We start from the raw sequence: 16,236 nt of genomic DNA, 5'->3' as shown, positions 1-16,236 counted from the left end.
GGTGTTTTTTTAAAAAGCTCAAGTAGAAGGCACACTGAAGCTGAAAGGGATTTTTGCCGACGGAGAGCTGAAGCACAGCAAGTTATAATATACTAGGAAGGGAAATAACGGTATGGCGGAAGGGTTCTAGCGCTTCTCGCCTGTAAGATCATTACTTTGAGGATGTGTCATCGTGAATCAAAAGACGTACATTGAAATGAGCAGGACATCGCAGTACATCAACAAAATGAGAGAGTATTCAGTGCTAATTGATGGGGCTGAGATGGGAACTATCAAAGATGGAGGAAGGCTGCGAATTGATTTACCGCCTGGTGAGCATGTTATTCAAGTGAAGATTGCTTGGTGTACAAGCCCAACTTTGAGGTTTACTTTAGCGGAAGGAGAAGTGTTGAAGTTTAGATGCGGAAGTCCGCTTCGAGGTTGGAAGTTGCTTTTGGCACTTTTTTCTGTTTTGGCCCGTCCTGAAAATTATCTGTTTATCGAGCAGGAAGAAGAGAAAAAAGCTTTGTGGTGACTTTGTTGTGTGAATAAATAGGAATAAATAGATTAAATACCCCTGAATTATGTTTTGTGAAAGATTGATATAAGCGGTAGCCTTCTCAATGTCGTTCTCGGTTGGAGAAGGCTGCGTATAAGAAATTCTCGGACTTTGCGGATAGACCTTCCGATTTCAGGATTAATGTCTTCTGGGTGGATGAGTCCGATTTCATCATGGTATCGCAATGTTTTTGTTGATACTTTGCATATCTTCGAAAATTCACCGATCGATAGCAAGCGATCACCTCCATGCTCCAAATGTACACCTTTCCGTAAGGGCAAAGTCAAATGTGAAAATAAAACCGTGCCAAAGTTAATCAGAAATTTATTTTCATATTGTATCCTTTCAGTATCAAGTGAAAGGAGCATCATATGAAAACATTATGGAAAGTCCTAAAAATTGTTTTTGTCAGCTTGGCTGCTTTGGTTTTGCTTGTATCCGTCTCGGTCTTTATCTACCACCATTACCAACTAAATAAGGAAGCAGCACTCCTTAAAGAAAAAGGCACATTAGTCGATGTTGACGGTAAAAAGATGAATGTGTATCAAGAGGGAAGCGGTAAGGATACGTTTGTGTTTATGTCCGGTTCGGGGATTGCTGCGCCTGCTTATGAAATGAAGGGGCTGTACAGCAAGTTTTCAAAAGAAAATAAGATTGCTGTTGTAGATCGGGCAGGTTATGGATACAGTGAAGTGTCTCACGATGACAGAGATATTGATACGGTATTGGAACAGACGAGGAAAGCGCTTATGAAAAGCGGAAATAAGCCTCCTTATATTTTAATGCCTCATTCGATATCCGGGATTGAAGCGATGTATTGGGCACAGAAATATCCTAAGGAAATCAAGGCCATTATTGCGATGGATATTGGATTGCCCCAGCAGTACGTCACGTATAAATTGAGCGGAGTTGACAGATTGAAAGTGAGAGGGTTCCACCTGTTAACCTCGATTGGTTTTCATCGGTTTATGCCTTCCGCTGTATATAATCCTGAGGTGATTCGGCAGTCGTTTTTAACTGATGAAGAAAAAGAAATCTATAAAGCCATTAACTTTAAGCAATTTTTTAATGCAGATATGGAGCATGAGCTTTTACAGTCTTACCAAAACGGCAGCAAATCTGTGAATCTGCCGGCACCAAAGGAGACTCCCGTCTTGATTTTAGATGCGGTCTCTGACCAAAATAGACATTCAAAGTATGCTATACAAAACCGAAAAGACTATGAAGCGTTTGCGGCTCAATTCAATACTGCCGATATAAAGGAACTGAGGGGAACACACAGTATTTATTTATATCAGCCTGATCAAATATATAAACTTTCCATGGAGTTTATGAGAAAGGTTCGCTAGGATGAAGGGTTATCATATTTTAATCGTTGAAGACGATGTGATGATTGGTGATTTGCTGCAAAAGATTTTGCAGCGTGAGGGATATCGTGTGATATGGAAAACAGATGGAGCGGATGTGCTTTCGGTGATTCAGAAGGTGGATTTGGTCATTATGGATGTGATGCTGCCGGGTGAAGACGGGTATCAAATGTCTGCAAAAATCAAAAAGCTGGGGCTGGGCATTCCGGTTATTTTTCTCTCGGCCCGTAATGATATGGACAGCAAGCTTCAAGGTTTGCAGATCGGCGAGGATTATATGGTAAAGCCCTTTGATCCGAGAGAGCTGCTATTAAGAATGCGGAATATGCTTGAGCATCATTATGGCACCTTTACGCAAATCAAACATTTGTATATTGATGCGGTAACGAAAAAAGTGTTCAATGAAAGCCTGCATGATGAGGTATTGTTTACTGCGATTGAGCGGAAAATTTTCTTTTATTTATATGAAAATAGAGATAGTATCCTGACAAAAGAACATTTCTTTGAATATCTATGGCAGCTCGAAGATAGAAACCCGAATATTGTCAATGTGCATATTAAAAAAATCAGAGCTAAAATCAATGATCAAGCGGGTGAGATGATTGAAAATATATATGGAGAAGGGTATCGGCTGAATACCGTTGTGAAGAAATGAAGCTCAAGACAAAATATCAGTTGTTATTGTTTACGGCCGTCATTAGTGTTCCGATGCTATTGCTGGCGGTCAGTGTTTTGATGTCTGTGATTTATGACAGCATGTTTAAAACGATGAATCATGGTATGCCCTTTCACAGGTCGTTTGCGTACCCGGCAATGATCGTTGTATTTTTGATATCGCTCTTATTGTTAGCTTTTTTATTTTCAAAGTCGATTCATTCTCTGTTGCATAAAATCAATCTATTAAATCAAACCATTCGGCATTTGGCGAGTGATCAAAGGGTGCCCGATAAAATTGAAGTGAAGCGTGCTGATGAAATCGGGGAACTGATCAAGTCGGTCAATTTGTTAATTGAACGGACGACATATCGTGAACTGGAGCTGAGACAGCAAGAGGAAATCAAAAAGGAGCTTTTGCAAAAACTGCGGCATGACATTAATACACCTTTAACGGCTCTCAGGCTGCAGTTATTTTATTTGGAAGACCAATGTCATGGTCAGGCTGTATTCGAATCATTGTATCAGCAAATCGAATATATCTCGGAATTAACCAATGAATTCAATCTATATTCCGCTGAGACGCTGGAAAGCTCTTATATTGTAAATGAAGAAGTGCGTCTAAACGAGCTATTAGAAACAGCGGTAAAAAAGTGGGATTATTTATACAGTATGAGTGGGATTGAGCTGCACTATAAGCCGGCAGATCAAGATGTGATATGGATGAGCAACGCGTTATGGATGCAAAGGCTGTTTGATAATATTTTTCAAAATACGTTAAAGCATTCAAAAGCTGAAAAGATGGAAGTCACGATTGAACATGGCGATGTTTTTATTCGTGATGACGGTATTGGATTTGATCGGAATGAGAGCAGTGAGGGACTTGGGTTAAAGATTATTGAGGATACATGCAGGCTGCTTGCGATTACTTATGAGCTGCATACAAATGATAACGGAACGGGGTTCTTGTTTTCAAAAGAGTGACCCCGCTGATGTTTTTCTTTCTCCTATAAAATTTATATAATAGGGAGAAAGAAATGGGGTGAACATCATATGTTTAAAAAAATCATCAAAACGATTAAGTACCTCTCAAGCAGTTCTAGTGACCGATATCGCAGACGCCGGCATTACAGCAGCAGTCGGCGCAGACATTATCGCAGCTACAGCAGCAGTTCGGGCAAAAGAAGACACTACGACCGTTATGGCGGCAGTCATCGTTACAAACGCCGGAGCTACAGCAGCAGTTAATCCAAAAAAAGTTCTTGTTCCGCTTTTGGGACAAGGGTTTTTTTATGTGACCGATTGAATGGCCCGGTTTAGATCCTCGCGAATGGAAGCGGTGTGCTGATACTCTTCCTCAATGCCCAATAATCTTTTCAGCAGCAAGGTTACTTCCTTTGTCAGTGTTAATTCCTCCAGCCAAGTGCCGTTTTTCTTCTTTTTTCCTTTATATTGAGAGTACAGCAGGAATAACAGCGTTTCTCCGAGATCGAAGAAGTCATCCTGTTTTCGTACCTTTATTTCCTCCATTTCTTCAGGAGTCAATTGTTTGGCAAGGCCGAAATCGATGAGGCAGAGCCTGCCGTCATTGATGATGATATTAGGCGTTCTGATGTCGCTGTGGAAGATAAGGCGATCATGCAGGTATTCTATAATCTCAAGCAGCTGCGAAATCAGTTGTAATGCCATAAGCTCTGTGAACGGCTGTTTTCGAAAAAATAATAATTCTTCTATATTCTCTCCCTCAATGAACTGCATGACATAATAAGCCTGTCCGTCTATGATGAACTCATCTATGAAGCCCGGAATTTGCGGGTGGTGAATGCTATTGAGCAGTTTTATTTCCTGCTGGAACCGGACTTTTTCTTTTTCCTTTTTCGCTTTTGTCGGCCGAAGCTGTTTTAAGACATAAGGTGTTTGAGTTAGGATATCGGTGCACAAATAAACCAAACCGTAGCCTCCCATACCGAGGCACTCTTCGATTTTGTATTGATGATTTAAGATAACGCCGTTCTTTAGAGGGCGGTCAAATAGCAGTTTTTTTAGAAGTTTTAATGCCATGTCTGCACTTCCCTTGGTTGTACTGACTATAGTTTACCTTCTAGCCGGAGAATAAAAAAGAGCCGGATAACCGGCTCGGTATAAGTTAAAACTGCTTTGTTACGTCGTATTCATAATCTATTTTTGCTTTAACATTGCTCATCGTCGATCTGGCAGTCGCTAATGTATTATATTTAAAACTCCATACCTTTGCCACACTGAGTTGATCTGACAAAGAGATATCATAAGACCCTGAAGTCGAGCTGTTTACAAGAGCACGGCGCCATTCGTTGTTTTCGCTCGTCATGATCAGGTGGCGTGTATTTCCCTGGCTTGGTGTTTGAGTGGCGGTTGTCTGAACTCTGGTTACAATGGCATCACGCGGTATCCCGGATTGGTTTGTTAAATCAACCTTGATCACGCTGGAATCAGAACCTGAGGGGCTAAGGCTTGTATTTCCTTTATTTTCAGCAACGCCGCTGAATTGGAATGTTCCGCTGCCTGATTTGATTCGGTCTTCAATTGAAAGTGTAAAATACATGTTTCCGGTATAGGTGCCTCGTGACACTTTCACATAAAAGGTATCTGTCGTGTTTTGGGCGTCTGCATTTGAATAAATAAAAGAAGAAAACGTATTAGGGTTAATGACTTCTGTCCCTTGAGAAACAGGTATTCTATTCTTATCATAAATTTCAATTTTCATCCCTGTATACGCGCTCTGGTATGTACTCCTCACGTATACTTTTTCTCCCTTATTAGCCGTAAAAGTGAAATAGGCTTCATCTTGACCAGCTTCCAGTATTGTTGTATCGATATTTTTATATTTCCAATAACCGATCGGCATTGCGGTATCAAATGAATTGTTTCCTGTGATAGCAGTGACTCCGACAGCTGATGCCGAATACGTAAAGGTGAATAAGACAGACAGAATAACAGCGAATGGAATAAGCCATTTTTTCACCATGCAAACAACCTCCTTTTATTTCCATCATACATAATAACGATTTAGGTGTAAATAAATGTTTTTTGAGGTTAATATATACATTATCTTTGCCGATAAAAAAGAATAAGAGAGAATACTCGGGAGGGAATTCAATGCGTCTGAATCGGCAATTTATCCGCACTCAGCTGATGGCACAGAACATATTGAGCAAGAATGCGCCTGCCAAACGGGAGAATGCGACTGAAAATCCAGCGGCAGTTCTGGAAAAGGCATACAGCAGGCTTAAGTCACAATCTTCAACTGGGGGAATCAATCAGTTCAATTATTCTAAAACCAGCGTGTCGGGAAACAGCGGGACGTTCAGCAAAGTGTATCAATCAGCGAATGATCGAACAGTGACAGACACAGGGGAAGAAACAGTGATTCAATGCCAAAACCCCTATGAATCTGAGAGTGATATCAGAATCAAAATACTAGATGAAAAATACAGCAGGATGAATGCGATTAACAAAACAAAGTCTGATCCCTTAGGCTATATTAAGGATAAGTACCAAAATTCAAAGTCTCCTTATTTCAGAAGTGATCTGTCAGCTGCAGAAAGACAGGCCGCTTACGATAATGAAACAGAATGGCTATTCAAAGGCAAGGCCCAAAACTATAACCTTCAGGATGCTGCGTTTCGGAATGTCACATTTCATGGGGAAGTGGAAGCTGAGAATGAAAAGGTGTATCAGCGGGGACAGGTTAACCAGCAGCTGCAAGTGCTGTTGAATCGAAACCATATTCATATTCCAGAGGGGACAGAGCTGACGTTTACAATCACACCGATTGACTATCAGGTGCGGGTAAGCGGGTCAGACGATCAGGCACTGATTAAGCAGATTGAGCAAGTAATGCAATCTGGGGACAACAGCAAAGAGCTATTTTTGCACATCATGAAAAGCCAAAGCAGTGATTCAACACAATTTTCCGAAGAGGCCTATCAAAAGTATCAGGCTGCTCGTGAGATGTATGAAGTTACAGGCTACCATTTGAAGGATTTAGAAGTGATTGATGGGCGGTATGTCACGCCTGATGGACGTGACTTATTAGACGTCTATAAAGAAGAACTTGAAAAAGATCCAGTGCAGAAACAAACGGCTTCTTATGCTATATCTTACTATCGTTCAGAGCTCAGTAAAATCGCGGAAGCCGGGTATAATGCCATTCCGGATTTCATCCTATCAATTGATTACAGCAATGGATCTCTGAGAGATGTGGGACAAAGCAAGAGCTATGGGACCGGAGATACCGGGTGGCTTGAAGCATTAAAGCGTCAAACGGGTGTGAATTATTAGGTAAGCTGTTCATGTAGAACAGCTTATTTTTTATGAGAATCTAAGGGGGGTATTAATTTCAATATTCAAACAATTTTATTATTTTTATATAAAAGATTTTAAAAGAAGTGAACGATTCAAAACTCTGAACAAAGGTGTTTACCTGAAAAAAACAATTGTATTTTCCAGAGAAATTTATTATGATGAAATAAGTAATTAAGGAGATTATATAACAATTTTAAGTTTGAATTTTCTGATTGTTATCACTGATTCATGTGAAGGCAAGCAGGTCTGCTGTTTTCTCATTTATGAGTATTTTGTTAGGAGGAGGAAGAGGAGTGGCAAATAAAGAATTAAAGAGGGGCCTGGGTGCGCGCCATATTCAGATGATCGCCTTGGGCGGTACGATCGGTGTTGGCTTGTTTATGGGTTCTGCCAGCACGATTTCATGGACTGGTCCATCTGTCCTTCTGGCTTATGCAATATGCGGAATTTTTATCTTTTTTATTATGCGTGCGATGGGTGAAATGCTGTATGTCGAGCCGAGCACAGGTTCTTTTGCGACGTTCGGCCATCAATATATTCATCCGATGGCAGGTTATATAACAGCATGGAGCAACTGGTTCCAGTGGATTATCGTCGGCATGTCAGAAATTATCGCTGTCGGTTCTTATATGAAGTATTGGTTCCCGGATTTGCCTGCTTGGATACCTGGTATCGTGGCAATGGTGATTCTTGGTGCGGCGAATTTAATTTCTGTTAAGTCGTTTGGGGAATTTGAGTTTTGGTTTGCGATGATTAAAATCGTGACGATTATCTTGATGATTATTGCGGGAATCGGAATTATTTTCTTCGGTTTTGGCAATGGCGGAGATGCGATCGGTTTGTCGAACCTGTGGTCTCACGGGGGCTTCTTTGCAGGAGGTTTCTCAGGTTTCTTCTTTGCACTGTCTCTTGTCATTGCGGCCTATCAAGGAGTTGAGCTGATCGGGATTACAGCGGGTGAAGCAAAGGATCCGCAAAACACGCTAAGAAATGCGATTCAAAGTATTATCTGGCGTATTTTGATTTTCTACATTGGCGCTATTTTTGTGATCGTGACGGTGTATCCTTGGGATGAGCTCAACTCACTCGGAAGTCCGTTTGTGTCTACGTTCTCGAAAATCGGGATTACGGCAGCAGCCGGCATTATTAACTTTGTCGTGATTACTGCGGCAATGTCCGGCTGTAACAGCGGTATTTTCAGCGCGGGCCGCATGCTGTATACACTGGGTGTCAATGGACAAGCACCGAAATTCTTTAAGAAGATTTCACGCAATGGTGTGCCGCTGTATGGCACAATTGCGGTGTTGATCGGTTTGGCTGTCGGTGTTGTACTGAACTATATCGCGCCGCCGAAGATCTTTGTCTATGTATACAGCGCAAGCGTGCTCCCAGGGATGATTCCTTGGTTTATCATTTTGATCAGCCATATCGGATTCAGAAAAGCGAAGGGTGCTGCATTAGATAAACATCCATTCAAAATGCCGTTTGCTCCTTTTACTAACTATTTGACGATTGCTTTCTTGCTGATGGTTCTGGTTGGCATGTGGTTTAACGATGATACTCGTATCTCTCTGATTGTAGGCGTAATTTTCTTAGCGCTTGTGGTCATTAGTTATTATGTGTTTGGGATTGGCAAACGCACGCAGGCCAATTTGACAAAAAGCGAACAAGCAGCTGAATAACGATAAAAAAGGGACATTCACGGATGTCTCTTTTTTTATTTTTCGCGTATGGATTTTCCCTATTTTAGCAAGCTATAGGGTAAAGATAGCAGAAGGAAAGGTGTTCATGAAATGGATGTTACACTCGGTTATTTGCGCGAATCACTTTCGAATCATCTAGAAAATGAAGTCTGCCAGCGTATTTGCAAGAAGATGCTGGCGAAGCGTTATGCAAATGAAGAGGAATTTGTAAAAGACTTAGATGATAATGAAATGTCTTTTTTGAACCATGTATTAGAAAAAGAAATTAAGTATGCCCAGAATGAACAGGATCAAAAACGGGCCAAGGAATTAAACGAGGTGTATGAATTACTGCTTTGAGAAAGGCGGGTAAGAAATGGGAGCAATTGAACGAAGCGGATATACATTTCAGCCGGAGTTTAGCGTTGTCCGTCAAAACGGAGCCATCCATGTGTACCATCAAGGAGAGTTTGTGGAAGAAATCGAATTTGAATTTAACGGGGAATATCCCGATCATGATTTGATTGAAGAGCTTGTGAATCATTATTGTTTTGAGCATGAGATTTAGAGCCCTGCCGTGCAGGGCTCTTTTATTTAGGATGTGATCAGGCCATACTTTTTCAGGATATCCACGGTGATGTTTTTGGCTTTTGTGCCGGAATCATCGACATTGGTGACAAAGACATAAGAGCCATGCTCTGTTTTGATGAATCCGACAAACCATCCTAATCCCATATCAGTCAGGCGAGTTCCGGTTTTCCCGTAGAGCGTGAAATGATCGCCTTCCTCTTGAATCATCATGCGCTTGACGATTTTCATCACCGGCTTGTCAAATGGAAGCTCCTCTTTAGCCAGTTTCTCCAAAAAAGTTTCTTGTTCCAGCGGAGATATTGTGAGCGAGCTTTGCAGCCAAAACTGGTCGATTCCCCCGCTGATATCCTCGTTGCCGTAAGATAGTGTATGAAGCCATGATTTCATCCTTTCCTCGCCGATATCTCTCGCTAATGCCTGATAATACCAGATTGCGGATTCGCGCATGGCCGAGCCAAGCGTATGGTCGCGGTTCCATGATTCGAATTCACGCTTGACCCCGTCCCATCGTTTAACATCGTATTCATCTCTTACAGCTTTGACCTGCAAACCGATTAAAGCGTTCACGACTTTAAAGGTGGATTGCGGAGTTTGTCTTTGATTTGCCCGTTTTCTGTTATAGACAAATGTCTGCTCCTTTTGTAAATCGTGAAGAATGAAGGTTCCATCCGTATCCTTGAATTCATCATCGACATTCATTCTGCTGACATTCAAGTGTTTTTCATGAGCAGATGACGCTGCGTGGACGGAGAAGCCGCCGATTCCTGCAATACTCAGCACAAGCACAACATATATCCATTTTTTCATTTTGTTCTCCCCTTTGTTTTGATTAACTACCTTTTCTCTCTTTCGTTTGTTCTTCCTTTAAAAAATAATCAAAAAGCGCTTAAATTTGGTTTTGCAAACAAATACTGTTACTGGGTTTATAGTCGGAAGATAACGTGAAAATAGAGGGTAAAAAGGAAGGCAGGGTAAGCGGATGAATGAGCAGATTCCACATGACAAAAGTCTCGATAACAGTCTGACACTGCTGAAGGAAGGGTATTTATTTATTAAAAACAGAACAGAGCGCTACAATTCAGATCTGTTTCAGGCCCGTTTGTTGGGAAAAAACTTTATTTGCATGACTGGCGCTGAGGCGGCGAAGGTGTTTTATGATACGGATCGATTCCAGCGGCAGAACGCTTTGCCTAAGAGGGTGCAGAAATCGCTGTTTGGTGTTAATGCGATTCAGGGAATGGATGGCAGCGCGCATATCCATCGGAAGATGCTTTTTCTGTCATTGATGACACCGCCGCATCAAAAACGTTTGGCTGAGTTGATGACAGAGGAGTGGAAAGCAGCAGTCACAAGATGGGAGAAGGCAGATGAGGTTGTGTTATTTGAAGAAGCAAAAGAAATCCTGTGCCGGGTAGCGTGCTATTGGGCAGGTGTTCCGTTGAAGGAAACGGAAGTCAAAGAGAGAGCGGATGACTTCATTGACATGGTCGACGCGTTCGGTGCTGTGGGACCGCGGCATTGGAAGGGAAGAAGAGCAAGGCCGCGTGCGGAAGAGTGGATTGAAGTCATGATTGAAGATGCTCGTGCCGGCTTGCTGAAAACGACTCCCGGAACAGCGCTGCATGAAATGGCTTTTCACACACAAGAAGATGGAAGCCAGCTGGATTCCCGCATGGCAACCATTGAGCTGATTAATGTACTCCGGCCTATTGTCGCAATTTCTTACTTTCTTGTGTTTTCAGCTTTGGCGCTTCATGAGCATCCGAAGTACAAGGAATGGCTGCGGTCTGGAAACAGCCGGGAAAGAGAAATGTTTGTGCAGGAGGTCCGCAGATATTATCCGTTCGGCCCGTTTTTAGGGGCGCTTGTCAAAAAAGATTTTGTATGGAATAACTGTGAGTTTAAGAAGGGCACATCGGTGCTGCTTGATGTATATGGAACGAACCACGACCCTCGTCTATGGGATCATCCCGATGAATTCCGGCCTGAACGATTTGCGGAGCGGGAAGAAAATCCGTTTGATATGATTCCTCAAGGCGGGGGGCACGCCGAGAAAGGCCACCGCTGTCCAGGGGAAGGCATTACAATTGAAGTCATGAAAGCGAGCCTGGATTTCCTCGTCCATCAGATTGAATACGATGTTCCGGAACAATCACTGCATTACAGTCTCGCCAGAATGCCGTCATTGCCTGAAAGCGGCTTTGTAATGAGCGGAATTAGACGAAAAAGTTAAATTAAAAAGCTCTCTTCCTTTATCGAAGAGAGCTTTTTGATTACTTCTTTTTTTCATCGTAGTATTGGACGGGATACATGGAGCCTTCTGATACCATTTTGTTGTCCTCGATATCTTGCGGGTCCGGGTGGCCGGCTTTATCAACTGGGAACGTTTCCATGTCTGGCTGTTTTGTTATTTTCATCTTCATGCTGTGAATGAATTCTCTTGCCTTTTGGCGATTTGACGGGTCTTTTAATAGATAAGAAGTGATGCCGACAGTTGAAACAGCGAGACCTGAAAGTAACAGCTTTTGTTTCATGGTGATACTCCTTTCTATTTTAAGAATAGTGTTTCCTGTATCATTCCCGTTTTGGAAATTGCTAAACCTATTGTGTTTTTATCATTGGGATTCACAGTAAATTCCATTTAAGAAGAAACTAGTGACTTCATTCCTGTATTGGAAGGTAATATACATTGACTTATTATAGTTTCAGTCAAAATTCGATAAATATTGACAAAGTAAAGTAATCAGAATAATAATATAATTAGCAAGAGAATGTCATCATACATGAAAGGTGTTTACGATATGAATCAATTGCATCGAAGAATGGGAACGTTTTCCCTCATGATGGTCGGGCTCGGGTCGATGATCGGTTCAGGCTGGCTGTTCGGGGCTTGGCGTGCGGCTCAAATAGCAGGACCAGCTGCTATTATTTCATGGGTTATTGGAATGGTCGTCATTTTATTTATTGCTCTTTCTTATAGTGAACTAGGTTCTATGTTCCCTGAAGCGGGGGGAATGGTAAAATATACGCAATATTCACACGGTTCGTTTATCGGTTTTATTGCGGGCTGGGCCAACTGGATTGCGATTGTGTCCGTCATTCCGGTTGAAGCAGTGGCCTCCGTTCAATATATGAGTTCTTGGCCTTGGGAATGGGCGAAATGGACAAGCGGTTTGGTGAAGAATGGAACGCTGACTGGGGAAGGACTAGCATTTGCCTCTGTATTGCTTCTCATTTATTTTCTGCTGAACTACTGGACAGTCAATCTATTTTCCAAAGCGAATTCATTAATTACGATTTTTAAAATTATTATTCCGGGTCTTACCATTGGAGCTTTGCTGTTTGTCGGATTCCACGGAGAAAACTTTACTGGCGGTCAAAGCATTGCGCCGAATGGCTGGGCAAGTGTGCTGACGGCGGTTGCCACTTCCGGTATCGTTTTTGCGTTTAACGGTTTCCAAAGCCCGATTAATATGGCGGGTGAAGCAAAAAATCCGGGGAAATCAATTCCGATTGCGGTTGTCGGCTCTCTTTTCGTTGCGACAGTGATTTATGTCCTGCTGCAGATCGCCTTCATCGGAGCGGTGAATCCTTCTGATATTGCTCACGGCTGGAGCCATCTGAATTTTAATTCTCCTTTTGCTGATCTGGCGATTGCGCTGAATATTAACTGGCTAGTTATTGTGTTATATGCGGATGCATTTGTATCACCGTCTGGAACAGGGATTACGTATACGGCGACAACGTCCCGAATGATTTACGGAATGGAAAAAAACAAATATATGCCAAGTATATTCGGGAAGCTTCATCCGATTTACGGCGTTCCGCGACAAGCAATGTTCTTTAACTTGATTGTGTCGTTCATCTTTTTGTTCCTGTTCAGAGGGTGGGGCGTATTAGCGGAAATTATTTCCGTTGCTACGTTAATTTCTTATATCACCGGCCCGATCACAGTCATGACATTGAGACGGACGGGGAAAGACCTGTACAGGCCTCTTCGTTTAAAAGGCTTGAACGTGATTGCCCCGCTTGGATTTATCTTTGCGTCACTGGTGCTTTATTGGGCGCGCTGGCCGTTAACAGGACAGGTTCTGTTTATTATCCTGATCGGTCTTCCGATTTATTTCTATTATCAGGCGAAGGCGAAATGGAAAGGGTTTGGCCGAAACTTCAAAGCCGGCGTCTGGATGGTGTTTTATCTGCTGGCCATGATGGTCATTTCTTATTTGGGCAGTGATAAATTCGGCGGCCTGAATGTCATTCATTATGGCTGGGATATGGTTCTGATTGCGATGGTATCACTTGTATTCTATGTGTGGGCGCTGAAGAGCGGCTACCAGACAGAATACTTAAAGGATGCGAAAGAGATAAATTCTCAGCTGCTTAATGGACAGTCAGAAGCTGCTGCCGGAAAAGAATAAAATATGAAGAAAACCTTGCGATAGTTGTCGCAAGGTTTTTTGCTTTTAATAACCCTTTTTTACTTTGTGGAAAAGATCAGGATAGTTGGTGAACACTCCTGTTACGCCCCAATCAAGCAGGCGATGCATATCAGCTTCATTATTGACTGTGTAAGGATGAAGCAGGAGGCCATGGCTGCGGATCATACGGACGTTTTCTTGATTTAACGATTTATAATCCGGGCCCGCACCGACAGCGTATGTTTTGATTTCTTCCAGGGCAGCATCTGTCATTGATGCCATTTGTTTGGCTTCCAACAATTGAACAGTCGGCAGGTTTGGCTGTAATTGATGGACTTTTACCAGACTTTCTTTGCTGAACGATTGAATGATCACCTGGCCTGGCTTAGAATGCTTCCCCAGTAATTTATGTTTCTGCAAAGAAGCGATCAGTTTTTCTTCCATACCTGGGTAGGTGTCAGGCGATTTTGTTTCAATGTAGTAGTTCGCGTGCTTTCCGAAACGGTCTAATACTTCTTCTAATGTAGGAACTTTAAGGCCGACGTACTGCGGCTTTGCTTTTTCCGGATAGGCTTCATTAAACCAAGAACCGGCATCAAGTTTCTTAATGTCTGCGAGCGTATGGTCTTTCACCCAGCCCGTTCCGTTTGTGGTACGGTCCAGTTTTTCGTCATGCATGACAATCAATTTCCCGTCTTTTGTCATTTGCAGATCCAATTCAATATAATCTGCTTTCATTTTCTGAGCGGTTTCGTAAGACAGAATCGTGTGCTCAGGCACATATCCAGAAGCCCCTCTGTGCGCGACGGTCAGGATACGGTCAGGTGACAGCAGGTTTCCTTTTGACGCTGCCGACACTGGCGTTGTCATAAATGCGAGTAAGCCCAGCGACAGAACAACTAAGGCTAGTATTCTATTTTTTTTCATGATTTCTCCTCCTTGTTAATAAAGACTACCTGTCTTTCATATTAAAAAACGGATGTAAACGGCGTGTTGGAAAATGATTAATCTTTTATGTTTCTTTCTTAAACGTGTTCCGCCCGTTTTCCTGTATTCCACGTCAAAGCCAAGAAGACGATGGCAAGAATGCAGGAAGAGATCAGCATGATAAAGCCGCCGTTCCAGTTAAAACGGTCCACGATAAAGCCCATAATGGCGTTTGCGAAGGCGGATCCGCCGATGTATCCGAAAAATCCGGTCAAACCGGCTGCAGTTCCGGCTGCTTTTTTCGGTGCTAGATCAATTGCTTGAAGGCCGATCAGCATAACAGGTCCGTAGATTAAGAAACCAATGCTGATTAAGGCGATATTGTCTACGAGCGGATTGCCGGCCGGATTCAGCCAGTACACCAATACGGCAATGAAAACACCCGCCATAAACAAAACGCCTGCCGGTGCCCGCCGGCTTTTGAAGAATCGGTCACTGATCCAGCCGCACAAGATCGTTCCCGGTATGCCTGCGTATTCGTAAAGAAAATACGACCAGCGCGAGTCTTCAGGAGAAAAGCCTTTGGCTTCTGTTAAGTAAGTAGGCGCCCAGTCAACCACGCCGTATCGCACGAAATAAACAAATACATTGGCAAAAGCGATGTACCAAAGAAATTTGTTGTTCAGCACATATTGAAAAAGAATTTCTTTTGTTGTTAATTCTTTTTCCTGATTTTTAAAAGCGTGTTTTGGATAGTCATTCCGATACTCTTCAATTGGCGGGAGTCCGCAGGATTGAGGCGTATCACGAACCAATAAAACAATTAAAAATGAAATGATAATGGCGATGATGGCAGGGAAGAAAAACACGCTTTTCCAAGTGACGAACATCGCGATCCCAAGAGTGACAAGCGGAGCAAGAATACCGCCGCCTATGTTATGGGCGACATTCCAGATCGACATTTTTGTGCCGCGTTCACTTATGGAGAACCAATGGGCCATTGTCCTGCCGCATGGCGGCCAGCCCATTCCTTGAAACCATCCGTTGATAAACATAAAAATAAACATGATGGTGACGCTCGAAGTCACCCAAGGCATTGAAACGAATAGAATATTAACGATTGCTGATAAAAATAGGCCTGTCGCCAGAAAATATCTCGGATTACAGCGGTCAGACACCATCCCCATGATGAATTTGCTGAAGCCGTACGCAATGGACACAGCGGCCAGCACCAAACCCAGTTCTGTTTTCGAAAATCCCTGTTCCTGCAGATAAGGAATGGCAAAGGCAAAGTTTTTCCGTAGCAGGTAGTAGCCTGCGTAGCCAATGAAAATACCAATGAATACTTGCAGTCTGAGCCGTTTGTATGCCGCATCCATCTTTGAATCATCCAGTCTCTCAATATGAGGAGCCGGTTTAAATATATTAAGCATTAATAATTATCCCCCTTTGCTGTTTGTGCTGGATGTGTGGCGTGCCTCCTTTCCCGAAAAACAAAAAGAGCCAGAAAACACCCCTTGTCAAAAGGGGTTGGATTCCTGGCTCTCCTCATCTCCATCCAAGCTATTAACTTATCATGATAGCGCTTTCTTAAATTATCATAGTCCGGAGCGAATGTAAACGGGTAATTTTCAAATTGGGCCTTAGGGAAGTAAATATTATCCTTTTACTAAATGCAATTATATTTTTTTACTAGTAACATAAAAATCTGG

At 42.5% G+C, this 16,236-nt stretch carries 17 protein-coding genes and 1 pseudogene; 11 read left to right on the top strand and 7 right to left on the bottom strand.

The features are described from left to right. The first annotated feature begins 172 nt into the window (after positions 1-172). Positions 173-514 (top strand): hypothetical protein, encoded by a 342-nt coding sequence (locus M1D94_RS20085; RefSeq protein WP_032724785.1) that lies wholly within the window; start codon positions 173-175, stop codon positions 512-514. A 116-nt stretch (positions 515-630) separates the two neighbouring features. On the opposite strand, the pseudogene M1D94_RS20080 reads toward M1D94_RS20085, so the two are convergent. Further along, positions 631-774, bottom strand: a pseudogene (locus M1D94_RS20080) (MerR family DNA-binding transcriptional regulator); the annotation flags it as partial. Between the two features lie 135 nt (positions 775-909). Here M1D94_RS20080 and M1D94_RS20075 point away from each other — a divergent pair. Genes M1D94_RS20075 through M1D94_RS20060 form a run of 4 tightly spaced genes read left to right on the top strand, consistent with a single transcriptional unit; the run spans position 910 to position 3,865 of the window. After that, positions 910-1,887, top strand: a complete 978-nt coding sequence (locus tag M1D94_RS20075; protein ID WP_088325231.1) for an alpha/beta hydrolase — start codon at positions 910-912, stop codon at positions 1,885-1,887. A 1-nt stretch (position 1,888) separates the two neighbouring features. Then, positions 1,889-2,560 (top strand): two-component system response regulator YbdJ, encoded by a 672-nt coding sequence (gene ybdJ, locus M1D94_RS20070; protein WP_048654976.1) that lies wholly within the window; start codon positions 1,889-1,891, stop codon positions 2,558-2,560. Next, positions 2,557-3,543 (top strand): two-component system sensor histidine kinase YbdK, encoded by a 987-nt coding sequence (ybdK, locus tag M1D94_RS20065; RefSeq protein WP_167553953.1) that lies wholly within the window; start codon positions 2,557-2,559, stop codon positions 3,541-3,543. Before ybdJ ends, ybdK begins: the two co-directional genes overlap by 4 nt. A gap of 58 nt (positions 3,544-3,601) precedes the next feature. Then, positions 3,602-3,865 (top strand): hypothetical protein, encoded by a 264-nt coding sequence (locus M1D94_RS20060; protein WP_077671181.1) that lies wholly within the window; start codon positions 3,602-3,604, stop codon positions 3,863-3,865. On the opposite strand, the gene M1D94_RS20055 is transcribed toward M1D94_RS20060, so the two are convergent. Beyond that, on the bottom strand, positions 3,850-4,620 hold the full coding sequence (locus M1D94_RS20055) for a serine/threonine protein kinase (protein ID WP_017694962.1): 771 nt from the start codon (positions 4,618-4,620) through the stop codon (positions 3,850-3,852). The two genes, M1D94_RS20060 and M1D94_RS20055, sit on opposite strands and share 16 nt — an antisense overlap. Before the next feature lie 85 nt (positions 4,621-4,705). Beyond that, a complete protein-coding gene (locus M1D94_RS20050) occupies positions 4,706-5,563 on the bottom strand; it encodes a hypothetical protein (RefSeq protein ID WP_064672074.1) in 858 nt (285 codons plus the stop codon). 131 nt (positions 5,564-5,694) lie between these two features. Between M1D94_RS20050 and M1D94_RS20045 the strand changes: the two genes are divergently transcribed. The 4 genes from M1D94_RS20045 (at position 5,695) to M1D94_RS20030 (ending at position 9,153) form a co-directional block, all read left to right on the top strand. Then, the gene (locus M1D94_RS20045) at positions 5,695-6,879 is read left to right on the top strand and encodes a DUF4885 domain-containing protein (protein WP_041850641.1); all 1,185 of its coding nucleotides are present in this window, start codon (positions 5,695-5,697) and stop codon (positions 6,877-6,879) included. Positions 6,880-7,196: 317 nt separating this feature from the next. Continuing rightward, on the top strand, positions 7,197-8,585 hold the full coding sequence (locus M1D94_RS20040; protein ID WP_015252942.1) for an amino acid permease: 1,389 nt from the start codon (positions 7,197-7,199) through the stop codon (positions 8,583-8,585). Between the two features lie 111 nt (positions 8,586-8,696). Further along, entirely contained in the window at positions 8,697-8,945 is a 249-nt protein-coding gene (gene csgA / locus M1D94_RS20035; protein ID WP_003234887.1) for a sigma-G-dependent sporulation-specific acid-soluble spore protein CsgA, read from the top strand. 16 nt (positions 8,946-8,961) lie between these two features. Next, entirely contained in the window at positions 8,962-9,153 is a 192-nt protein-coding gene (locus M1D94_RS20030) for a DUF5370 family protein (RefSeq protein WP_003234886.1), read from the top strand. A gap of 26 nt (positions 9,154-9,179) precedes the next feature. Here the strand turns inward: M1D94_RS20030 and blaOXA are convergent, their stop codons facing one another. After that, entirely contained in the window at positions 9,180-9,983 is an 804-nt protein-coding gene (blaOXA, locus tag M1D94_RS20025; protein WP_101501813.1) for a class D beta-lactamase, read from the bottom strand. A gap of 172 nt (positions 9,984-10,155) precedes the next feature. On the opposite strand from blaOXA, the gene cypC reads away from it, so the two are divergent. After that, positions 10,156-11,409, top strand: coding sequence for a fatty-acid peroxygenase (gene cypC, locus M1D94_RS20020; RefSeq protein ID WP_282627579.1), 1,254 nt, complete (start codon positions 10,156-10,158; stop codon positions 11,407-11,409). 40 nt (positions 11,410-11,449) lie between these two features. On the opposite strand, the gene M1D94_RS20015 is transcribed toward cypC, so the two are convergent. Then, positions 11,450-11,710, bottom strand: coding sequence for a hypothetical protein (locus M1D94_RS20015; protein WP_003234883.1), 261 nt, complete (start codon positions 11,708-11,710; stop codon positions 11,450-11,452). 267 nt (positions 11,711-11,977) lie between these two features. Here M1D94_RS20015 and M1D94_RS20010 point away from each other — a divergent pair, with 267 nt between their 5' ends. Continuing rightward, a complete protein-coding gene (locus M1D94_RS20010; protein ID WP_003246447.1) occupies positions 11,978-13,597 on the top strand; it encodes an APC family permease in 1,620 nt (539 codons plus the stop codon). A gap of 45 nt (positions 13,598-13,642) precedes the next feature. Here M1D94_RS20010 and M1D94_RS20005 read toward each other — a convergent pair whose 3' ends face one another. Both M1D94_RS20005 and glpT read right to left on the bottom strand, forming a co-directional pair. Further along, entirely contained in the window at positions 13,643-14,524 is an 882-nt protein-coding gene (locus M1D94_RS20005) for a glycerophosphodiester phosphodiesterase (protein ID WP_120027735.1), read from the bottom strand. Positions 14,525-14,622: 98 nt separating this feature from the next. Then, positions 14,623-15,957 carry a glycerol-3-phosphate transporter gene (gene glpT / locus M1D94_RS20000; RefSeq protein WP_141949534.1) on the bottom strand — a complete coding sequence of 445 codons (1,335 nt, stop codon included), beginning with the start codon at positions 15,955-15,957 and terminating at the stop codon, positions 14,623-14,625. Positions 15,958-16,236 lie beyond the last annotated feature (279 nt).

The organism is Bacillus sp. JZ109 (assembly GCF_053903135.1).
Note: the sequence above shows the minus strand (reverse complement) of the source record. Positions and strands in the feature narration are given on the sequence as shown.